Origin of the sequence: Streptomyces sp. NPDC096040, assembly GCF_040303265.1 — a bacterium.
GTDB lineage: Bacteria > Actinomycetota > Actinomycetes > Streptomycetales > Streptomycetaceae > Streptomyces.
On sequence record NZ_JBEOTA010000006.1, the window covers coordinates 196,391 to 213,186 of the forward strand.

At 70.4% G+C, this 16,796-nt stretch carries 17 protein-coding genes, 1 tRNA gene and 1 pseudogene; 8 read left to right on the plus strand and 11 right to left on the minus strand.

The window, feature by feature from the left end:
• Nucleotides 1-22: 22 nt before the first annotated feature.
• Nucleotides 23-643 (minus strand): TetR/AcrR family transcriptional regulator, encoded by a 621-nt coding sequence (locus ABTY98_RS09885; protein WP_502994192.1) that lies wholly within the window; start codon nucleotides 641-643, stop codon nucleotides 23-25.
• 675 nt (nucleotides 644-1,318) lie between these two features.
• Nucleotides 1,319-2,317 (minus strand): sigma-70 family RNA polymerase sigma factor, encoded by a 999-nt coding sequence (locus tag ABTY98_RS09890; RefSeq protein ID WP_352220367.1) that lies wholly within the window; start codon nucleotides 2,315-2,317, stop codon nucleotides 1,319-1,321.
• A 238-nt stretch (nucleotides 2,318-2,555) separates the two neighbouring features.
• Between ABTY98_RS09890 and ABTY98_RS09895 the strand changes: the two genes are divergently transcribed.
• The gene (locus ABTY98_RS09895) at nucleotides 2,556-3,074 is read left to right on the plus strand and encodes a GNAT family N-acetyltransferase (RefSeq protein ID WP_352220368.1); all 519 of its coding nucleotides are present in this window, start codon (nucleotides 2,556-2,558) and stop codon (nucleotides 3,072-3,074) included.
• A gap of 17 nt (nucleotides 3,075-3,091) precedes the next feature.
• Here ABTY98_RS09895 and ABTY98_RS09900 read toward each other — a convergent pair whose 3' ends face one another.
• Nucleotides 3,092-3,904: a dioxygenase family protein gene (locus ABTY98_RS09900; protein WP_352220369.1), complete on the minus strand. Its 813-nt coding sequence runs from the start codon at nucleotides 3,902-3,904 to the stop codon at nucleotides 3,092-3,094.
• Nucleotides 3,905-4,048: 144 nt separating this feature from the next.
• On the opposite strand from ABTY98_RS09900, the gene ABTY98_RS09905 reads away from it, so the two are divergent.
• Nucleotides 4,049-4,564, plus strand: coding sequence for a MarR family winged helix-turn-helix transcriptional regulator (locus ABTY98_RS09905; RefSeq protein WP_352220370.1), 516 nt, complete (start codon nucleotides 4,049-4,051; stop codon nucleotides 4,562-4,564).
• 57 nt (nucleotides 4,565-4,621) lie between these two features.
• Here ABTY98_RS09905 and ABTY98_RS09910 read toward each other — a convergent pair whose 3' ends face one another.
• Both ABTY98_RS09910 and ABTY98_RS09915 read right to left on the minus strand, forming a co-directional pair.
• Nucleotides 4,622-6,160: an MFS transporter gene (locus ABTY98_RS09910; protein WP_352220371.1), complete on the minus strand. Its 1,539-nt coding sequence runs from the start codon at nucleotides 6,158-6,160 to the stop codon at nucleotides 4,622-4,624.
• Between the two features lie 236 nt (nucleotides 6,161-6,396).
• Nucleotides 6,397-7,047, minus strand: a complete 651-nt coding sequence (locus ABTY98_RS09915; RefSeq protein WP_352220372.1) for a TetR/AcrR family transcriptional regulator — start codon at nucleotides 7,045-7,047, stop codon at nucleotides 6,397-6,399.
• A gap of 274 nt (nucleotides 7,048-7,321) precedes the next feature.
• On the opposite strand from ABTY98_RS09915, the gene ABTY98_RS09920 reads away from it, so the two are divergent.
• The 3 genes and pseudogenes from ABTY98_RS09920 to ABTY98_RS42265 form a co-directional block, all read left to right on the plus strand.
• Nucleotides 7,322-8,677, plus strand: a complete 1,356-nt coding sequence (locus ABTY98_RS09920) for a M6 family metalloprotease domain-containing protein (protein ID WP_352220373.1) — start codon at nucleotides 7,322-7,324, stop codon at nucleotides 8,675-8,677.
• Between the two features lie 504 nt (nucleotides 8,678-9,181).
• The gene (locus tag ABTY98_RS09925) at nucleotides 9,182-10,765 is read left to right on the plus strand and encodes an IclR family transcriptional regulator domain-containing protein (protein WP_352220374.1); all 1,584 of its coding nucleotides are present in this window, start codon (nucleotides 9,182-9,184) and stop codon (nucleotides 10,763-10,765) included.
• 22 nt (nucleotides 10,766-10,787) lie between these two features.
• Nucleotides 10,788-10,897, plus strand: a pseudogene (locus ABTY98_RS42265) (IS5/IS1182 family transposase); the annotation flags it as partial.
• Between the two features lie 184 nt (nucleotides 10,898-11,081).
• Here ABTY98_RS42265 and ABTY98_RS09935 read toward each other — a convergent pair.
• Nucleotides 11,082-11,516 carry a VOC family protein gene (locus ABTY98_RS09935; protein ID WP_352220375.1) on the minus strand — a complete coding sequence of 145 codons (435 nt, stop codon included), beginning with the start codon at nucleotides 11,514-11,516 and terminating at the stop codon, nucleotides 11,082-11,084.
• Between the two features lie 197 nt (nucleotides 11,517-11,713).
• On the opposite strand from ABTY98_RS09935, the gene ABTY98_RS09940 reads away from it, so the two are divergent.
• Nucleotides 11,714-12,454, plus strand: a complete 741-nt coding sequence (locus ABTY98_RS09940; protein WP_352220376.1) for a VOC family protein — start codon at nucleotides 11,714-11,716, stop codon at nucleotides 12,452-12,454.
• A 198-nt stretch (nucleotides 12,455-12,652) separates the two neighbouring features.
• Nucleotides 12,653-12,725: transfer RNA gene (locus ABTY98_RS09945), tRNA-Arg, on the plus strand.
• A gap of 90 nt (nucleotides 12,726-12,815) precedes the next feature.
• Here the strand turns inward: ABTY98_RS09945 and ABTY98_RS09950 are convergent.
• From ABTY98_RS09950 to ABTY98_RS09970, 5 genes are read right to left on the minus strand one after another with little or no spacing between them, the layout of a single operon-like run.
• Entirely contained in the window at nucleotides 12,816-13,940 is a 1,125-nt protein-coding gene (locus tag ABTY98_RS09950) for a tyrosine-type recombinase/integrase (protein ID WP_352220377.1), read from the minus strand.
• Nucleotides 13,940-14,149 carry an excisionase family DNA-binding protein gene (locus ABTY98_RS09955; protein ID WP_352220378.1) on the minus strand — a complete coding sequence of 70 codons (210 nt, stop codon included), beginning with the start codon at nucleotides 14,147-14,149 and terminating at the stop codon, nucleotides 13,940-13,942. Before ABTY98_RS09955 ends, ABTY98_RS09950 begins: the two co-directional genes overlap by 1 nt.
• Before the next feature lie 2 nt (nucleotides 14,150-14,151).
• The gene (gene repSA, locus ABTY98_RS09960) at nucleotides 14,152-15,546 is read right to left on the minus strand and encodes a replication initiator protein RepSA (protein WP_352220498.1); all 1,395 of its coding nucleotides are present in this window, start codon (nucleotides 15,544-15,546) and stop codon (nucleotides 14,152-14,154) included.
• 26 nt (nucleotides 15,547-15,572) lie between these two features.
• On the minus strand, nucleotides 15,573-15,797 hold the full coding sequence (locus ABTY98_RS09965) for a hypothetical protein (protein WP_352220379.1): 225 nt from the start codon (nucleotides 15,795-15,797) through the stop codon (nucleotides 15,573-15,575).
• A complete protein-coding gene (locus ABTY98_RS09970; RefSeq protein WP_352220380.1) occupies nucleotides 15,794-16,144 on the minus strand; it encodes a hypothetical protein in 351 nt (116 codons plus the stop codon). Before ABTY98_RS09970 ends, ABTY98_RS09965 begins: the two co-directional genes overlap by 4 nt.
• A 185-nt stretch (nucleotides 16,145-16,329) precedes the next feature.
• Here ABTY98_RS09970 and ABTY98_RS09975 point away from each other — a divergent pair, with 185 nt between their 5' ends.
• Nucleotides 16,330-16,689 carry a GntR family transcriptional regulator gene (locus tag ABTY98_RS09975; RefSeq protein WP_352220381.1) on the plus strand — a complete coding sequence of 120 codons (360 nt, stop codon included), beginning with the start codon at nucleotides 16,330-16,332 and terminating at the stop codon, nucleotides 16,687-16,689.
• Nucleotides 16,690-16,796: the final 107 nt, after the last annotated feature.

Genomic DNA, 16,796 nt, shown 5'->3' on the forward strand with positions numbered 1-16,796 from the left:
AGCGGCTGAGCAGCCGTACCGACTACGCCCGCTCCTCCCAGGCGAACCCGCGCAGATCCCCCAGGTTCCGCAGCGCCAGCGCCGCCGGTCCCTGCGCGCCCGACGGGGACGCCGTGCCCGCCGCCCAGGACTCCACCGCCACCCGGACCGCCGCGCTGGCCACCGCCGAGGTGAAGCGGAGGTGAGGGGTGGGGGCAACGTTGTCGGACTTGGTGCCGGGTCCGGTGTCCGGTGCGGTGTCCGGTGTGGTGCGCTCCGCCAGGATCGTCGTCAGGAGGTCTTCCGAGGACTGGCAGACCTCCGCCCACACCTTGCGCAGGGCCGGGCTGGTGTCGGCGAGGTGGATCAGGGTGCGCACCCATTCCCAGGAGGCGGCGGAGACGCCCACGCCGGGGGTCAGGGTGTGGTGGACGGCGTGTTCGAGTGCCTCGGGGACCGAGAGAGCCGCCGGAGCCGACCGTACGGCCTCCACCCAGCGCTGGGCGCCCGCGGCGTAGAGCGGGGCGACCGCCTCCTCCTTCGTGGCGAAGTAGCGGTAGAACGTGCGGGGGGCGATGCCGGCGGCGTGTGCGATGTCCTCGGCGCGAGTGGCCCTCAGGCCCCGCCGTACGAAGAGGCCGGCGGCCGCCCGGGCGATCTCCATCCGGGTCTCCGCCTTGCGCCGCTCCGTCAGGGAGACACCGGGAGGACCGTGCCGGGGAGTGTTGCCGGTGGGGCTGGGGGTGCTCACCTCGGCAGGCTATGCCGCTGTGGCAGAATCTGCCATCCGGTGGTTCACCCCGTGGTTCAGGTACGGGGTGAGCCACCGTTCCAGCATGCCCAGGAGGGACGGAACCCGGCAGACCCACCGAGCGAGTCGCCCCACGCACGCACGGAGCACGTCCACAGCAATGGAGCCGGGCTCCGGCGCCCGGGGGGGTTAGGCGCCGAAGCCCGGCTCTGCGGAAGTCCCGGCGCCGGGGGGATGGCGCGTCGGGACGAGGCTCACCGAGGGTTCGTCATACGTCGTCAGAGGTCAGAGGCGGTCGGAGCCCTCGACTGCCCGGGCCCGGAATGGTTGTTCCCTACACACGGAGCCCTGAAGCGGCGGTACCGCGCCATGTTTGCGCCGTCTTTCGCCACCCAGCGCACGCGCCCGGCGCGAGCATGGCCACGCACGCCCCCAGGCACATGAACCACGCACGCCCCCAGGCTCGTGAGCCCGCACGAACCCCGGAGCCCCACAGACCCCGGAGCCCCACAGACCCCGGAGCCCAGCGACCCCGGACGCCCCCGCAGACGGCGGGAGCCCCAGGCGCACGCCCCCCTCGCGACTTCCTTACGCCGCCGGCTCGAACCCCGTGCTGCGGGCCAGCTTCTTCAGCTCCAGCAGCGCGTGCTTCTCGATCTGGCGGATGCGTTCGCGGGTCAGGCCGTGCTCCTTGCCGACCTCGGTCAGCGTGCGCTCGCGGCCGTCCTCGATGCCGTACCGCATCTTGATGATGGAGGCCGTGCGCTGGTCCAGGCGGCCGATCAGGTCGTCCAGTTCCTCGCTGCGCAGCAGGGTCATGACGGACTGCTCGGGGCTGACCGCCGACGTGTCCTCCAGAAGGTCGCCGAACTGGGTCTCGCCCTCGTCGTCCACCGACATGTTCAGCGAGACCGGGTCACGGGCCCAGTCGAGGACGTCGATGACGCGCTCCGGGTTGGAGCCGAGCTCCGCGGCGATCTCCGCGGGCTCCGGGTCGCGGCCGTGCTCCCGGTTGAACTCGCGCTGGACGCGGCGGATCCGGCCCAGCTCCTCCACCAGGTGGACGGGGAGCCGGATGGTCCGGGACTGGTCGGCGATGGAACGGGTGATCGCCTGGCGGATCCACCAGGTGGCATACGTGGAGAACTTGAAGCCCTTGCGGTAGTCGAACTTCTCGACGGCGCGCACCAGGCCGGCGTTGCCCTCCTGGACCAGGTCCAGCAGAGGCAGGCCGCTGCGCGGGTAGCGTCGGGCGACGGCCACGACCAGGCGGAGGTTGGAGCGGATGAAGACGTCCTTCGCCCGCTCGCCGGCGGCGACGAGCGCCTCCAGCTCCTCGCGGGTGGCGTCCGACGCGGACTCCTCCTCGCCGTCGAGGACCTGCCGCGCGAACACACCCGCCTCAATGGTCTGGGACAGCTCGACTTCCTTGGCGGCGTCGAGCAGCGGTGTGCGCGCGATCTCGTCGAGATACATGCCGACCAGATCGCGGTCGGCGATCTCGCCGCCATGGGCGCGAACACTGCTTGCCGAGTCGGCCGTCTCGCCGGTGGCGGACTGACGACGGGCGACGGCACGGGTTGCCATGCGGTGCTCCCTTGCGATGGTGGGCGGGCGGGTGGTCCTATCCGGTTCTTCTCGGTCTTCTCATGGATGTGGGCGCTCGGCTCTCGGCGCCGCGGAAGTCCGCTTCTGGAACTCCCGCGTCCTGGTCGGGTGCCCGGCATCCGAAGGAAACAACGACTGGAATCCGGACAGAATTCCCATGCCGCCCCCCGATTTTTCTGATCATGCAGTACCCTGTCCGACCAGCCGAGGGGACGTAATGTCATCGGAACGTACAGAGGTGCAGGTCAGGCCGGGATTCGAGGGGGACCTCGAAGCCCTCACGGAGCTCTACAACCACTACGTACGTGAGACGTCCATCACATTCGACACGGTGGTCTTCACACCGGAAGAGCGTCGTGCGTGGCTGCTCTCCCACCCGGAAGACGGCCCGTACCGGCTGATGGTTGCCACCTCGGCGGACTCACAGGAGATTCTCGGGTACGCCACATCCAGCCCTTACCGCGCGAAACCCGCCTACGGGACCTCGGTGGAGACCACGGTCTACGTCGCCCCGGACGCCGGCAGGCGCGGCGTCGGCACACTCCTCTACAGGGCCCTCTTCGAGGCGCTGGCCGGCGAGGACCTGCACCGCGCCTACGCGGGCATCGCGCAGCCGAACGAGGCGTCCACCCGGCTGCACGAGCGCTTCGGGTTCCGGTACGTCGGCACGTACCGCGAGGTGGGCCGCAAGTTCGGCCGCTACTGGGACGTGGCCTGGTACGAGCGCCCGCTCTAGCGGGGGGCGGCTGCGGCTCAGCCGAACTGCACCGACCGCTTGGCCATCCCCATCCAGAACCCGTCGATCACCGACTTCTGCGCGTCCAGCTCGCCGCCGGCCTCCGCCGCGCCCATGGTGACGAAGAGCGGGGCGAAGTGCTCGGTGCGCGGGTGGGCGTAACGGCCCGCCGGGGCCTTGTCGAGGAAGTCGAGGAGCGCGTCCCAGTCACGCCTCTCCAGGGCCCGGTGTCCCCAGTCGTCGAACTCCGAGGACCAGGTCGGCACCCCGGCTCCGGCGTGGCGGAGGGCGGCCAGGTTGTGGGTAAAGAAGCCGGAGCCGACGATCAGCACGCCCTCGTCGCGCAGCGGGGCGAGCCGGCGGCCGATCTCCATCAGGCGGACCGGGTCGAGGGTGGGCATGGAAATCTGGAGGACAGGGATGTCCGCGGCCGGGAACATCTCCACCAGGGGCACATAGGCGCCGTGGTCGAGCCCGCGGTCCGGGATGTCCTGCACGGGGGTACCGGGGGCGCGCAGCAGCTTGCGCACGGACTCGGCGAGGCCGGGCGCGCCGGGGGCCGCGTACTGGACCTTGTAGTAGTGCTCGGGGAAGCCCCAGAAGTCGTAGACGAGGGGGACGGTCTGTACGGCGCCAAGGGCGAGGGGGGCCTCCTCCCAGTGCGCGGAGACCATCAGGATCGCCTTGGGGCGGGGCAGCCCGGCGCTCCAGGCGGCCAGTTCGCCGGGCCAGACCGGGTCGTCGGCGAGCGGCGGCGCGCCGTGGCTCAGATAGAGGGCGGGCATGCGCTCCTGGGAAGCGGCGGTTCGCTCCTGTGCGGCGGCGGTCATGACGGCGGCTCCCTCCACGGACGGCGAGCGGGGACCTCCACCCGGCCCCGCACTACCCTCATGCTTTAAATCTCAAGCTTTCCGTCGTACACCATACGCCCCACTTGTTTAACCTTCAAGGAGAGGCCTCGTACAGTGGGATACATGAACACGGCATCCACATCCGCGACCGCCGCCCGGCACCGCTGGCTCAGCGACGACGAACAGCGCGTCTGGCGCTCGTATCTGCACGCCACGACCCTGCTGGAGGACCATCTGGACCGCCAGCTCCAGCGGGACGCGGGGATGCCGCACATCTACTACGGCCTGCTGGTCGCGCTCGCCGAGGCGCCCGGGCGGCGGCTGCGGATGACCGAGCTGGCCATGGGCGCGAAGATCACCCGGTCCCGGCTCTCGCATGCCATCGCCCGCCTGGAGAAGAACGGCTGGGTACGCCGGGAGGACTGCCCCTCCGACAAGCGGGGCCAGTTCGCCGTCCTGACCGACGAGGGCACCGAGGTGCTGCGGCGCACCGCGCCGGGCCATGTGACCGCCGTACGGCAGGCGCTGTTCGAGCGGCTGACCCCGGAACAGCGGCAGACCCTCGGCGAGATCATGCAGATCGTCGCAGAGGGCCTGCAGCCCAACGAAGCGGGCGCGGACCTGCCCTGGCTCCGCTGAGGAGCTCAGGACAGGCCCGCGTGCGGGTACCCGGTCGGCCGGTGGTGGCTCAGAGGATCAGTGGGCGACCACCGGGATCGCCAGCTCGTCCTCCGCGCCTTCACCGGAGGCCACCGGGGTGGCGCTCGGCGTACCGGCGTTGACGAAGGTCACCACGATGACCGCGGCCAGCACCAGCATGCCGACGGCGAACCAGATCGCGTTGGTGTAGCCGTGCACCTGGCCCTGGAGCTGGACCAGCTGCTGCTGCGACTTGGAGGTCGCGGTGGCGATGTGGTCCTTGATGTACGCCGTCGTCGCGGACGCGGCGATCGTGTTCAGCAGGGCGGTGCCGATCGCGCCACCCACCTGCTGCGAGGTGTTGACCATCGCGGAGGCGACACCGGCGTCCCGGGGCTCGACACCGAGCGTGGCCAGGGACATGGCCGGCATGAACGCCGTACCCATGCCGAGACCGAGCAGCAGCATCGCCGGCAGGATCGTCGAGGCGTACGACGAGCCGATCTCCAGCCGGGTCATCAGCAGCATGCCGACGGAGGCGACCAGGAAGCCGGGGCCCATCAGCAGCCGGGCCGGGACCCGGGTCATCAGACGGGCGCCGATCTGGGTGGAGCCGATCATCATGCCCGCGATCATCGGCAGGAAGGCGAAGCCGGTCTTGATCGGCGAGAAGCCCTTCACGACCTGCAGGTAGTAGGTCAGGAAGAGGAAGGTGCCGAACATCGCGATGATCGCGATGCCGAGGGAGAGGTAGATACCGCCGCGGTTGCGGTCGGTGACCACGCGCAGCGGCAGCAGCGGGGCCTTGACCCGGGTCTCGGTGACCACGAACGCGAGCAGCAGCACCACGGCGGCGACGAACAGGCCGATGGTCGTGACATCGCTCCAGCCGTCGGACTCGGCGCGGGTGAAGCCGTACACGAGCGAGACCAGGCCGAGGGTGGACAGGAGCACGCCCGGGATGTCGAGCGGGTTGCGGTTGCGGCCGCCCTCCGGCTCGCGGATGACGAAGTACGCGCCGAGCGCGGCGACGATGGCGAACGGGATGTTGACGAAGAACGTCCAGCGCCAGTCAAGGTACTCGGTGAGCACACCACCGAGGATGAAGCCGACGGCGCCGCCGCCACCGGCGATCGCGCCGTAGATGCCGAACGCCTTGGCACGCTCCTTGGCGTCCGTGAACATCACGGCGAGCAGGGAGAGCGCGGCCGGGGCGAGCATGGCGCCGAAGACGCCCTGGAGGGCGCGGGCGCCGAACATCATCGCGCCGCTGGTCGCCGCGCCGCCGAGCGCGGAGGCGGCGGCGAAGCCTGTCAGGCCTATGACGAAGGCCCGCTTGCGGCCCCACAGGTCGGCGATCCGGCCGCCGAAGAGGAGCAGACCGCCGAAGGCGAGGGCGTAGGCCGTGACGACCCACTGCCGGTTGCCGTCGGAGATGCCCAGGTCGGTCTGGGCGGAGGGCAGCGCGATGTTCACGATGGTGGCGTCGAGGACGACCATCAGCTGGGCGAGCGCGATGAAGACGAGCGCTTTCCAGCGGTTGGCGTCACCGGACTGCGCCGGTGCGCCGGTGGCCTTTGCGGCTGTTTCAGACATGGGGGTACCCACTTCGTGACTTCGTGACGGAAAGTCGATGATTCGTGATTCGTGATTCGTGACGGAGAGTCGGCGTTCGTTACGGAAAACGGGATCGGTGCAGCGCAGACGGTGGTCAGGCGCCGACGGTGGTCTGACGGTGGTCGGTGCGGATCAAGGGGCGCGCGAGATGAAGGACCGGTGCCCGGTCCGAAACTGATCGGCCCCTACGGGACGGTGCGGTCGCTCTCGGTCGTTCAGGCCTGGCGGAGGTCCTCCATGGTCACGGCCGCGCCCGGCAGGGCGGAGCGGGCCGGGGCCCGCAGTCCGTCCAGGAACAGCTGCAGATGACGGTGGACGAAGCGGTCGTTGACCAGGCAGCCAGTGCCGGCCGGGGGCCGGCTGAGCTGGGCCGCGGCGATCATCACATCGCCGACACCCACGTCCGGACGGAGCTGTCCGGCCGCCTTGGCGCGGTCCATGAGCTGCCCGATGAGCTGCTCGCACCGCTCGCGCGCCGCCTCCAGGTCGGGATGGTTCTTGTCGAAAGTGCTGGAGACCATCGGGCACAGCGCGCTGACCCGCTCGTCGGCGGAGGCGTGCACGAAGCGTTCCAGCGCCCCGAAGGCGTCCCCGGTCTCCGCGAGCGCGAGTTCGGCCGCTTCCGACGTCCGGTCCATCACGGAGCAGACGACCTCACGGACGAGCGCGTCACGGTCGGGGAAGTTGCGGTACACCGTGGCATTGCCGACGCCGGCCCGGCGGGCGATCTCGTCGAGCGGCACGTCGGGGCCGTACTCGGTGAACATCTCGCGGGCGGCGGTGACGATCCGCTCCCGGTTGCGCAGGGCGTCGGCGCGGGGCCGGGGTGCCTTGGGCACGGTGGGGATGGCGGTCGCGGTCTGCACGGCGCACTCCTGGTCTGGTGGTCTGGGTGATCCTCTGGGCTTCCACGATCCGGGGATCCGCTCCCCGTTTCGCGCGGACACAGGTCTAAACGGGGAAAGGGTCCCCGGTTATTTCCACGCCTTCTCCTCATTCCTTGTGACCTGCATCACACCTCTTGGCCCGGGAAATCCCACGATCGGCCTCTCCAGCGCGCGCCCGCCGCCCCGCAGACACAGGGTGATCGAGAGGGTGCAGCCGGAAACCGGCGGCTGCCGTGGCGCGAAAGGTCCATGCATGCAGCCGCAGCCCAGCCGCCCGATACCCGCGCACCGTCGCACCCCACGGGCCCCGCGCACACCACGCGCCTCGCGCACGCCCCCGACCCGCCCGATACGCCACCGCCGTGCGGTCTCCCTCGCCGCCGTGACCGTGCTGATCCTCGCGGTCGGCACCTCGGCGGGCACCGGACTCCCCACGGCGGCGCCCACACCGGCCGGCGCCGGCCCGATCGCGCTGGCCCGCTCCTCGGCCTACGGACCCTGTCTGATCAGCGGCGGCCACGAGGTGCAGATGACCGAGGGCATCCCCACCCCGGGCGGTTACTCCCGCTCCACCGGCACCGTGCACGCCCTGACCCTGATGGTCGACTTCTCCGACGCGCCCGGCCAAGGCAGCGCGCTCGACCGCTACCACGAGTTCTTCCCGCGGACCCAGGACTGGTTCCGCACCGCCTCCTACGGCAAGCTCGACTACCAGCCGGCGGCACCCATCGACCACTGGCTGCGGATGCCCAAGCCGTTCGCGGCGTACGGAATAGAGCGCGGCGCCCCCTTCGACCCCGGCTACCGGCAGCTGGTCCAGGACATCGTGGCCGCCGCCGACCCGGACGTGGACTTCCGGTCGTACGACCTCCTGAACGTGCTGATCACCCCGAACGCGGGCCCCTCCGCCCTGGACACCGTGCTGTCGGTGACCTTCGCCGGCAACTCCGACGCCCCGGTCGCCGACGGCGTCCCGGTCGCCAACGCCTCCTTCGTCTACTCCCGCCAGGACGACGGCTCCGGCTCCTACGCGCAGACGGGCTACCGCGTCCTCCCCCACGAGAACGGCCATGTCTTCGGCCTGCCCGACCTCTACACCCAGGAGGGCGGGGGCGCGGTCGGGCACTGGGACATCATGAGCGAGGACTGGGGCGCCGACAACGACCTCCTCGCCTGGCACAAGTGGAAGCTGGGCTGGCTCGACGCCGACCAGGTGAGCTGCGCGGCGGCCCACGGCACCACCGAGTACACGCTGACCCCGCTCTCCCGCGCCGGCGGCCAAAAGCTGGTCTTCGTCCCCGTCGACGCCCGCACCGGCTACGCCCTGGAGGTGCGGACCAAGGGCGGCAACGACCAGGAGGTCTGCCACCCCGGCGTCCTCATCTACAAGGTCGACGCCAACGTCGACACCGGCCGCGGACCGATCAAGGTGTACGACGCCCACGGCGACACCGGCGGCTGCACCCGCAGCCCCAACGTCCAGGCGGAACTCTCCGACGCCACGTTCGGGCCGGGCGAGACCTTCAAGGACCCCAAGCACGGGATCGAGGTGCGGGTGTCGGGGGTGGACGCGGCGGGGGACTATCGGGTGCGAGTCACTCGGGGGTAGCGCTTCAGGCGGGATCGGAGGGGGGCGGCTGGATCGGATGGGGGCGGGCGGGATCGGACGGGGCCGCGCGGGATCCGAGGGGGGCGCGCTGGATCCGAGGGGGGCGCGCTGGATCGGAGGGGGGCGCGCTGGATCGGAGGAGGCCGGGCGGGATCCGAGGAGGCCGGGCGGGATCGGAGGGGGGCGCGCGCTGGATCGGAGGAGGCCGGGCGGGATCCGAGGAGGGCGCGCGCTGGATCGGAGGAGGCCGGGCGGGATCCGAGGAGGGCGCGCGCTGGATCGGAGGAGGCCGGGCGGGATCCGAGGAGGGCGCGCTGGATCCGAGGGGGGCGCGCTGGATCGGAGGCGGCCGGGCGGGATCCGAGGAGGCCGGGCGGGATCCGAGGGGGGCGCGCGGGATCGGAAGAGGCCAGACGGATCGGACGGGGTGGGACGGGGTCGGCCACGGTTTACGGTAGGCGTGCCCTGACCGAGGCCTGCGCTGATGGCCGTACCGGAGAGTCGATGACCGCCGCCGCCCCCCTGCCCTCCTCCGCCGCACCGCACGAGCCGCCCGTCGAGGCGGTCGCGCCGCTGATCCGGGGCGTGGCGGTGCTGGAGGCGCTGACCGAGGCGGGCGGGACGCTGAGCGCGAGCGCGCTGGAACGCCGTACCGGCCTGGCCCGTTCCACGGTCGACCGGATCACCGCGACCCTCGCCCGTATGGGATACGTCCGCCAGGCCGGCCGGGACGCGGTGCTCACCCCCCGCGTGATGGAACTCGGCAACGCCTACCTGGCCGCCCTCCGCCTGCCCGCCCTCCTCGACCCGCACGCCGACGCGCTCGCCGACGAGCTCGACGAGTCGGTCTCGCTCGCGGTCGCCGACCGGGACGGCATCCGTTTCATCCACCAGGCCACGCGCCGCCGCGCGATGTCCGTCAGCTTCCGCATCGGCGACCTGTTGCCGGCCGAACGCACCGCCCCCGGCCCGTTGTTCGCGGCCGAGTGGACGCGAGAGGAATGGCACGCCTGGCGCGCACGGCGCACAGCGGACCCGACCGACGCGGGATTCCCGGCCGTACCGCCCCGCGCACCCGGTGGCGAGGACGACTTCCAAGCGAGGGCGGACCGGGCCCGCAGGGACGGCTGGGCCCTGGACGACCAGTTGATCGAACCGGGCCTGGTCGCGGTGTCCGTCCCCGTCCGCGACCCGGCCACCGGCAGGGTCGCCTGCGTGGCGAGCGTCGTCAGCCACACCAGCCGTCACACGGCGGCGGACCTGCGCGACACCCTGCTCCCCCGTCTGCGTACGGCGGTCACGGCGATGGAGACGGAACTGCGCAAGGCCCCGCCGCCCCAGCCGGGCTCGCCGCCCTCCGGCCTGGCCGGCTGGACCACGGCCTCCAAGCACGAGTTGGGCCGCGACTTCGTGGAGTCCCTGGCCCGCGGCCTGACGGTCCTGACGGCGTTCGGCGAGGGCCGCCCTGCCCTGACCCTGACGGACGTGGCGAAGGCGACGGGCCTTGCCCGGGCGACGGCCCGACGGGCACTGATCACATACGAGCACCTGGGTCTGGTGACGGCAGAGGGCCGAACCTTCGCCCTCACGCCCCGGGTCCTGTCCCTCGGCTACCCGCCGCTGTCCCGCACCACCCTCGCCCGCCTGGCGACCCCCCGTCTCCGAGCCCTGGCCGACCACCTGCACGAGCCGACGGCTCTGGCCGTGCTCGTTCCCGGGACCGACCCGCCGGAGATCCAGTACATCGCGGTGGCGACCGCGAACCGCGTCCTGACCGTGGACGTCACGGTCGGCACCCGCCTCCCGGCACGCCACACCTCCCTCGGCCGGGCCCTCGTCGCCCCCGACGGGCCACCCGGATACGCTCTGGCGGACGAGGAACTGGAGTCGGGCCTGCGCTCGATCGCGGTACCGGTACGCGACCGCACAGGCCGCCCGGCAGCCGCCCTGAACGTGGCCACCCACGCGGCCCGCCGCACCCTGGAGGAGTGCGTGACGGAACTCCTCCCCGACCTCCGCACCACCGCGGCCGGCATCCAGACCGACCTGCGCATCGCCTCCCGCTTCACCCGCGTCCCGCTCACCTGAGATCCCACCCCGATGACGGGTCGTCGCGGTCGGCCGGCCGGTCACCGGCAACCGCAACGACCGCAAGGCGTGGGAACCGTCCGGTGGTAAGGCCGCCATCGGCTGCACAGACCCGGGCCGGACAGGGCTGCCGGGCCCTCGCCCGTTACCGGCTCCAGCAGCGGACCACGGGTAGGGAGGAGCACAACACGTCCCACCGCAAGGCCCGGACCCGCGTCGAGCACGCCTTCTCACGCACGCCTTCGCACGCACGCCTTCTCACGCACGCCTTCGCACGGATGAAGACCTGCCCCGGTCTCGCCGTGGCAGAGGACGCTCAGTCGAGACAGAACTCGTTGCCCTCGATGTCCTGCATCAGGATGCACGACTCGTTCTCGTCATCGGCGAGCAGCGTTCGCACGTGTACCGCACCGAGCGCGACCAGTCGTGCGCATTCGGCCTCCAGTGCGGCGAGGCGCTCTTCACCCACGAGCCCGGTGCCGGCCCGCACGTCGAGGTGCACCCGATTCTTGACGACCTTCCCTTCGGGAACCCGCTGGAAGAGCAGACGCGGGCCCACACCCGAGGGATCACTGCACGCGAAGTAGGTGACCTGATCCTCAGGCGGCAGCGAGCGATGGTAGTCCTCCCAAGTGGCAAAACCCTCCGGGATCGGCGGTACGACATACCCCAACACCTCGCACCAAAAACCGGCGAGGCGCGCAGGTTCCGCGCAGTCGAAGGTGACTTGGAACTGCTTGGTCGACGACATCGGCGCACCATAGCAAGGGGACTCGGCCGCGCATCTCCCGGCGTGCATCAGCATGTTGTCGGGAGGACAGCCTCTGCTGGCCGCTGCCCCGGCCCACGCCGCGTTTCCCGGCGGCAGCGTGCCGACGCGGGCCGCACCCACGGACCCGTACACATCGCTTCCTGGACGCAACAGAGCGGGCACATAGGATCGCCGGAATGGCACTGCGACCTGTTCATGTGAACGTCAAGGCTGTTGACGCCTCGGCGATCGGCCGGTTCTGGGCGGAGGCGCTCGGCTGGAGTGCTTACAGCGCCGGCGTGACCACCTACGTGGGACCCGTCGGCGGACTCGTCTGGCCGGACCCGGTCGCCGTCGGTATCGATGTCGTTCCCGTTCCGGAACCCAAGGCAACGACGAAAAACCGTGTACACCTCGATCTCGCCACCACCTCCGCGGCCCATCAGGCGGAGTTGGTCGCGCACCTCCGGGCTCTCGGTGCGACGCCCGCCGACGTGGGCCAGGGCGAAGTGCCGTGGACGGTCCTCGCCGACCCGGAGGGCAACGAGTTCTGTGTCCTTGAACCCAGGGAGATCTACCGGGACACCGGGCCGATCGCCGCGGTGGCGGTGGACTGCACGGATCCGCGGGCCATGGTCCGGTTCTGGAGCGAGGCGACGGACTGGACCCTGCACGAGGTGACCGACGATCACGCGACGTTGCGCTCCGCCAAGGGCGTAGGCCCGTATCTCGAGTTCCTCCGCACGCCCGACGTGAAGACCGTGCCGGACCGCGTCCATCTCGACCTGCTGCCGTACCCCGGCGACGACACGGCGGCCGAGGTGGCCCGGCTGCGGGCCCTCGGTGCCACCGACCTCGACCTCGGCCAGGGCGACGTCCCGTGGACGTGCCTGTCCGACCCCGAGGACCACGAGTTCTGCGTCCTCGCCCTGTCGTGACGCGGCGAACATCCACTACCCGGACGAACCCGCAGGCCCGCCCCTCAACACCAGCGCCCGCCCGAGCCCCGATCCGGTACCCTGTGGATCGAGCGCTCTGACGGGCGTTGCGCCGTGCCACGCGGAATCCGCGTGACCCTACGACGTAGCCACCCCAGATCGCTCAGGGCTTGACCAAGAGCGTTTCCTACAAGCCCCGCCTTCGTAGCTCAGGGGATAGAGCACCGCTCTCCTAAAGCGGGTGTCGCAGGTTCGAATCCTGCCGGGGGCACACGACTAAGGGCCAGTTCAGGGGCATGATCCCCTCGAACTGGCCCTTAGCTGTGATCACGGCCGTGCCACACACGTGCCAGAAATGCCACTACGGTGCCACATCCCCACGCTCCTTCCGGATCATCGAGCCGAGCCGATCGGCGATCTCGCGGTCACGGCCGTTGACCATGTGCTGATAGATCAACGCGGCGCGGGGAGTGCTGTGCCCCATCCTGGTCATCAACTCACGCAGGCTCGCGCCGGACGCGGCGAGCGTGTTCCCCGTGTGCCGAAGATCGTGGAAGTGGGCATCCACCGTGACCCCGGCGCCCTTCCTGGCATCGATCCAGTCGTCGCGGAAGTTGCTGCGCCGCAGTCGACCCCCCTGAGGCCCGAGGAAGACATGCCCGTCACGACCACGCCCGGCGTAGGCGTCGAGATGCCGCTTCACGTCCGGCAGGAGTTCTGTCGGGAAGGCCACCGGTCGGACCCCGGCATCCGACTTCGGCGCCTTGTCGAAGAGAGCTCCCGTCTGCATTTCCGCCTGTGAGCGCCGGACCATGAGCACCGCGTTGTCCGTGTCGACGTCGCGCCGGCGGAGCGATGCCAGCTCCCCGAACCGCAGGCCCGTGAAGGCCGCCAGGAGGACGAGCAGCCGGTAGCGCGGGGCGATCGAGTCGGCCACGGCGAAGACTTCGGCCACGGTGAGGACGGGACGTTCCGGCACGTCGTAACGGTCGGCGCCCTTGATGCGGCACGGGTTGCGCCGGATCAGCTCATCATCAACGGCCGTGTTCAGGATCGCGCGCAGGATCTGATAGGCCTTCACCACCGTCGGCTCACCGGTCCGCGTCAGGCACTCCGTACGCCAGGCCCGGACACGCGCCGTCGTGATCGAGGACAAGGGCCCCTCACCGAAGGTAGGCAGCAGGTGAAGCCGGATCACCGACTCGTGACGCTCCGTCGAACGGGCCGCCAGCTTGCGGTCTTTGAGCCACGCCGTGGCGTACTCGCCGAAGAGGACTTTGCCCGCGTCGGGGTCGTGCCACTGGCCACGGGTGATGTCCGCCTCGATGTGCGTAAGCGCGACCTCAGCATCGGTCTTGGTCGCGTACGTCTGCTCAGCGCCCCGAAGCTGACCGGTGTTCGGATCCGGATAACGGGCTTGCCAGCGACCGGACTTGAGCTGCCGGACCGATCCGAAGCGGCGACGCTTCCCCTGGTTGTTCGCCATCAGGCAACCCTCCTGAGCACGGCACGCCGAACGGTCACCGGCTGCACGGTGTGCTCAGCGATGTAGGCGGACACCGCGCTCTCAGGGATGCGGACGTGCCGCCCCACCTTGACGAAGGTGATCCGGCGTTCCTCGATCAGGCGCCGAGGGAAGCGGACGCCCGTCCCGAGCACTTCGGCGACCTGCTGCACCGTCAGAAGCCGATCCATGGTCACCACTCCCCCTCGGTCTCAAGGTCGGGCATGTCGGCGAGCGCTTCGCGTGCGGTCTCTCGGTTCAGTCGGATCTCCTTGGCGATCGTTGCGGCCAGCCAGGACTCTCCCGGCGTGTGGCCTTGTCCGGCGTAGACCCAGTGGGCGAGCACCAACGTGGAGCCCTCCGAGTCGTCGAGGTCTTCGGGAAGGCCCCGTTCGCGGCGTTCCTGGCGTGCGCGGAAGTCAGCGCGGACCTGGCGACGCTCGCTGAGGGTGGTGGAGTAGGCCCGCGACTTGGTCATGAAGTGCCCGCGGAAGCCGAGCATGTGGGCCCAGCGCCACAGCATCCGGTCCGGGTAGGCGTCGTCCAGATCCCGGCAGGCCTCGATCAGGCTCCGGGTGTGCGCGGGCAGAGACAGCTTGTCGAGTTCCGAAAGCTCCCCGATCCGGTGGTCAACGGTCTCGGTGGCTTCGGCCGCCTTGGTCGCGTACTTCGCGACGTAGGAGGCGACCGCACCGTCGGTCAGCTCGACCCCTTCCAGGCCGCCGATGGCCTGGACGTCGACCTGGGAGCCCCACCGCAGCACACGCGCCGGGACCTCCCCGGAAGCCGGTACCGGGACAGAGACGCGGGCGGCAGCCGCCTTGATGGAGTCGTCCAGGAGAGCGACCGTGGCCCACGCCGGCGGAGGAGCATCGGGCCCGTCGGGACCGTCCAGGCGCACCACCGCGTGGAAGTGCACGGCGCCCCGCTTCTGGAACTCGGCAACCTTGCCGAAGGAAACCCGGCACACCTCCTTCATGGCCGACTGGGTCAGGCCCGCACGGGCGGCGACCTCCCGGCGGAGGTAGATGGTGAACCGACGCCACAGGTCCCCGGCGTGGTTGTTCCACAGCACCGCCCCGGCATAGTCGTAGCGGCTCGGGTCGAGGGCCGTGCCCAGGGCGGGATCGTCCTCCGCGTGGGAGCTCCCGCAGCGGCACCGGCCGGACGCCGGGCGGTTATGGACCGGCCCGAACGACGGGGCGGTGAGCGTGGCGAACACGCCGGGATGCTCGCGGATCTCACCGGGGATGCCCATCCGGGAGTCACCCGTGATCCCGGCACGGATCAGGTGGTACACGTCCCCGGCGTACATCCACGCGCAGGAAGGGCAGCGGGAGGCCCGCCGGTTGCCGCACGCCACCCGCAGCATGCCGCCCGGCTCGTTCTCCGTGCTGTAGGAGTAGAGGACATCACCGGTCGCGCGATCGCGGGTGACAGTCTGGCCCTGGAGCCGGATCGGGTGCGAGCAGCCACCCGTACGGCGGATCTGCTCTTGCCAGCGGTCGAAGCCCGGCGAGTTCGCCACCCGCAGCAGGTCAGCCAAGGTCAGAGGGTCGGTGCCCAAAGAGGCCGCAGCACCGGCCACGGCCTCAGGGGCGACGGGGAACACCGTCACGCGGCGACCTCCAGCCGGACCAGGGAGACGACCGGAGCGGGCTGCGTTCCGGAGCCGAAGTGGCGATCCTTCGGGCAGATCACGTCACCGTCGTGGGTCAGCACGCGCAGACCGTCGACAGTCACGCGGGTCCAGGCCGGGGCGTGCGCAGCACAGCCGGGGCAGGAAGCCGAGCGGGCCGGGGCGTCGAGGAGATCGAGGACGGAGGCGAAGAGGCTCATGCCGCCACCGCCAGCGGAGCCGAGGACGCGGCGACCAGCCCGGTCAGGCGGGCGACGTGCGCGGCGTGCCGGGCCTTCGCGTCGTCGCTGATCTCGCCCAGGTCGATCGAGTCGTGGGTGTGCTCGCTCAGGCCGGAGCCGTTGCAGCCCTCGCAGAAGACCGCGAGCGGGTTGTAGAGCGGCGCGGACTCGCAGGCCCAGCCGGACCCGGCGCACCAGGTGCAGTCACCCCACGGACGCGACGTGAGGAAGAACAGGCACTCCGCCGGGTCGGCGCACCGACCGTTGCCGCACGCCGGGCAGCCACGGTTCCGGGAGATCGACACTGTCAGGGCAGAAGCAGGCATGATGGAAGCTCCCTCAGGGGACAAGGGGGCGGCGAGTCTGCTTGGCGGTAGGAGCGCCGCCCCCGGGTTTGAGAGGCGATGGACAACCTCTCTAACTTCTCTTGTGTTACCTAGATTAGTTGCCACAGGGCGATGCGCAAGACCTAGGGGCAGATTTCTTTAGATCACTTAGGTAACCTGGAGGCGTGACCGTGAGCCCCGATGACCCTCGCAACGCCTACGAGCAGGTGGCGGATGACCTCCGGAGGAAGATCGCTTCCGGAGGGCTCAAGGCTGGTCAGAGGCTAGACGGCAACGCCAAGATGGCTGAGCGCTACGGCGTTGCAGCCATGACCATTCGTCACGCCCTCGACATCCTGCGGAGCGAAGGGCTGATCGTGAGCCAGCAGGGTCGAGGGACGTTCATTGCTAGCGATCCCGTGACCACCGATTCGACAGATGACGTCGGCACCATGGCCGATGAACTTGGACAGATCAAAGCCGCTCTTGATCTGATCAACTCACGGCTCGATCGTCTCGAATCGCAGGTTCGCGAGCGTTCTTGACCGAGGAAGACAGCCGGTCAACGCGCTGGCTGGCTTCGGCCAGCTTCCTCCTGATCTCGTGGAGCTCCACTAATAAGCGCGCCCGATCTGCGACCTTCACCGCCGCT

What these genes read in the sequence shown, in the direction of transcription:
- ABTY98_RS09885 (WP_502994192.1), bottom strand. Translation starts at nt 643, where the DNA reads ATGGAGATCGCCCGGGCGGCCGCCGGCCTCTTCGTACGGCGGGGCCTG.
- ABTY98_RS09890 (WP_352220367.1), bottom strand. Translation starts at nt 2,317, where the DNA reads ATGGCAACCCGTGCCGTCGCCCGTCGTCAGTCCGCCACCGGCGAGACG.
- ABTY98_RS09895 (WP_352220368.1), top strand. Translation starts at nt 2,556, where the DNA reads ATGTCATCGGAACGTACAGAGGTGCAGGTCAGGCCGGGATTCGAGGGG.
- ABTY98_RS09900 (WP_352220369.1), bottom strand. Translation starts at nt 3,904, where the DNA reads ATGACCGCCGCCGCACAGGAGCGAACCGCCGCTTCCCAGGAGCGCATG.
- ABTY98_RS09905 (WP_352220370.1), top strand. Translation starts at nt 4,049, where the DNA reads ATGAACACGGCATCCACATCCGCGACCGCCGCCCGGCACCGCTGGCTC.
- ABTY98_RS09910 (WP_352220371.1), bottom strand. Translation starts at nt 6,160, where the DNA reads ATGTCTGAAACAGCCGCAAAGGCCACCGGCGCACCGGCGCAGTCCGGT.
- ABTY98_RS09920 (WP_352220373.1), top strand. Translation starts at nt 7,322, where the DNA reads ATGCAGCCGCAGCCCAGCCGCCCGATACCCGCGCACCGTCGCACCCCA.
- ABTY98_RS09925 (WP_352220374.1), top strand. Translation starts at nt 9,182, where the DNA reads ATGACCGCCGCCGCCCCCCTGCCCTCCTCCGCCGCACCGCACGAGCCG.
- ABTY98_RS09935 (WP_352220375.1), bottom strand. Translation starts at nt 11,516, where the DNA reads ATGTCGTCGACCAAGCAGTTCCAAGTCACCTTCGACTGCGCGGAACCT.
- ABTY98_RS09940 (WP_352220376.1), top strand. Translation starts at nt 11,714, where the DNA reads ATGGCACTGCGACCTGTTCATGTGAACGTCAAGGCTGTTGACGCCTCG.
- ABTY98_RS09950 (WP_352220377.1), bottom strand. Translation starts at nt 13,940, where the DNA reads ATGGCGAACAACCAGGGGAAGCGTCGCCGCTTCGGATCGGTCCGGCAG.
- ABTY98_RS09955 (WP_352220378.1), bottom strand. Translation starts at nt 14,149, where the DNA reads ATGGATCGGCTTCTGACGGTGCAGCAGGTCGCCGAAGTGCTCGGGACG.
- ABTY98_RS09965 (WP_352220379.1), bottom strand. Translation starts at nt 15,797, where the DNA reads ATGAGCCTCTTCGCCTCCGTCCTCGATCTCCTCGACGCCCCGGCCCGC.
- ABTY98_RS09970 (WP_352220380.1), bottom strand. Translation starts at nt 16,144, where the DNA reads ATGCCTGCTTCTGCCCTGACAGTGTCGATCTCCCGGAACCGTGGCTGC.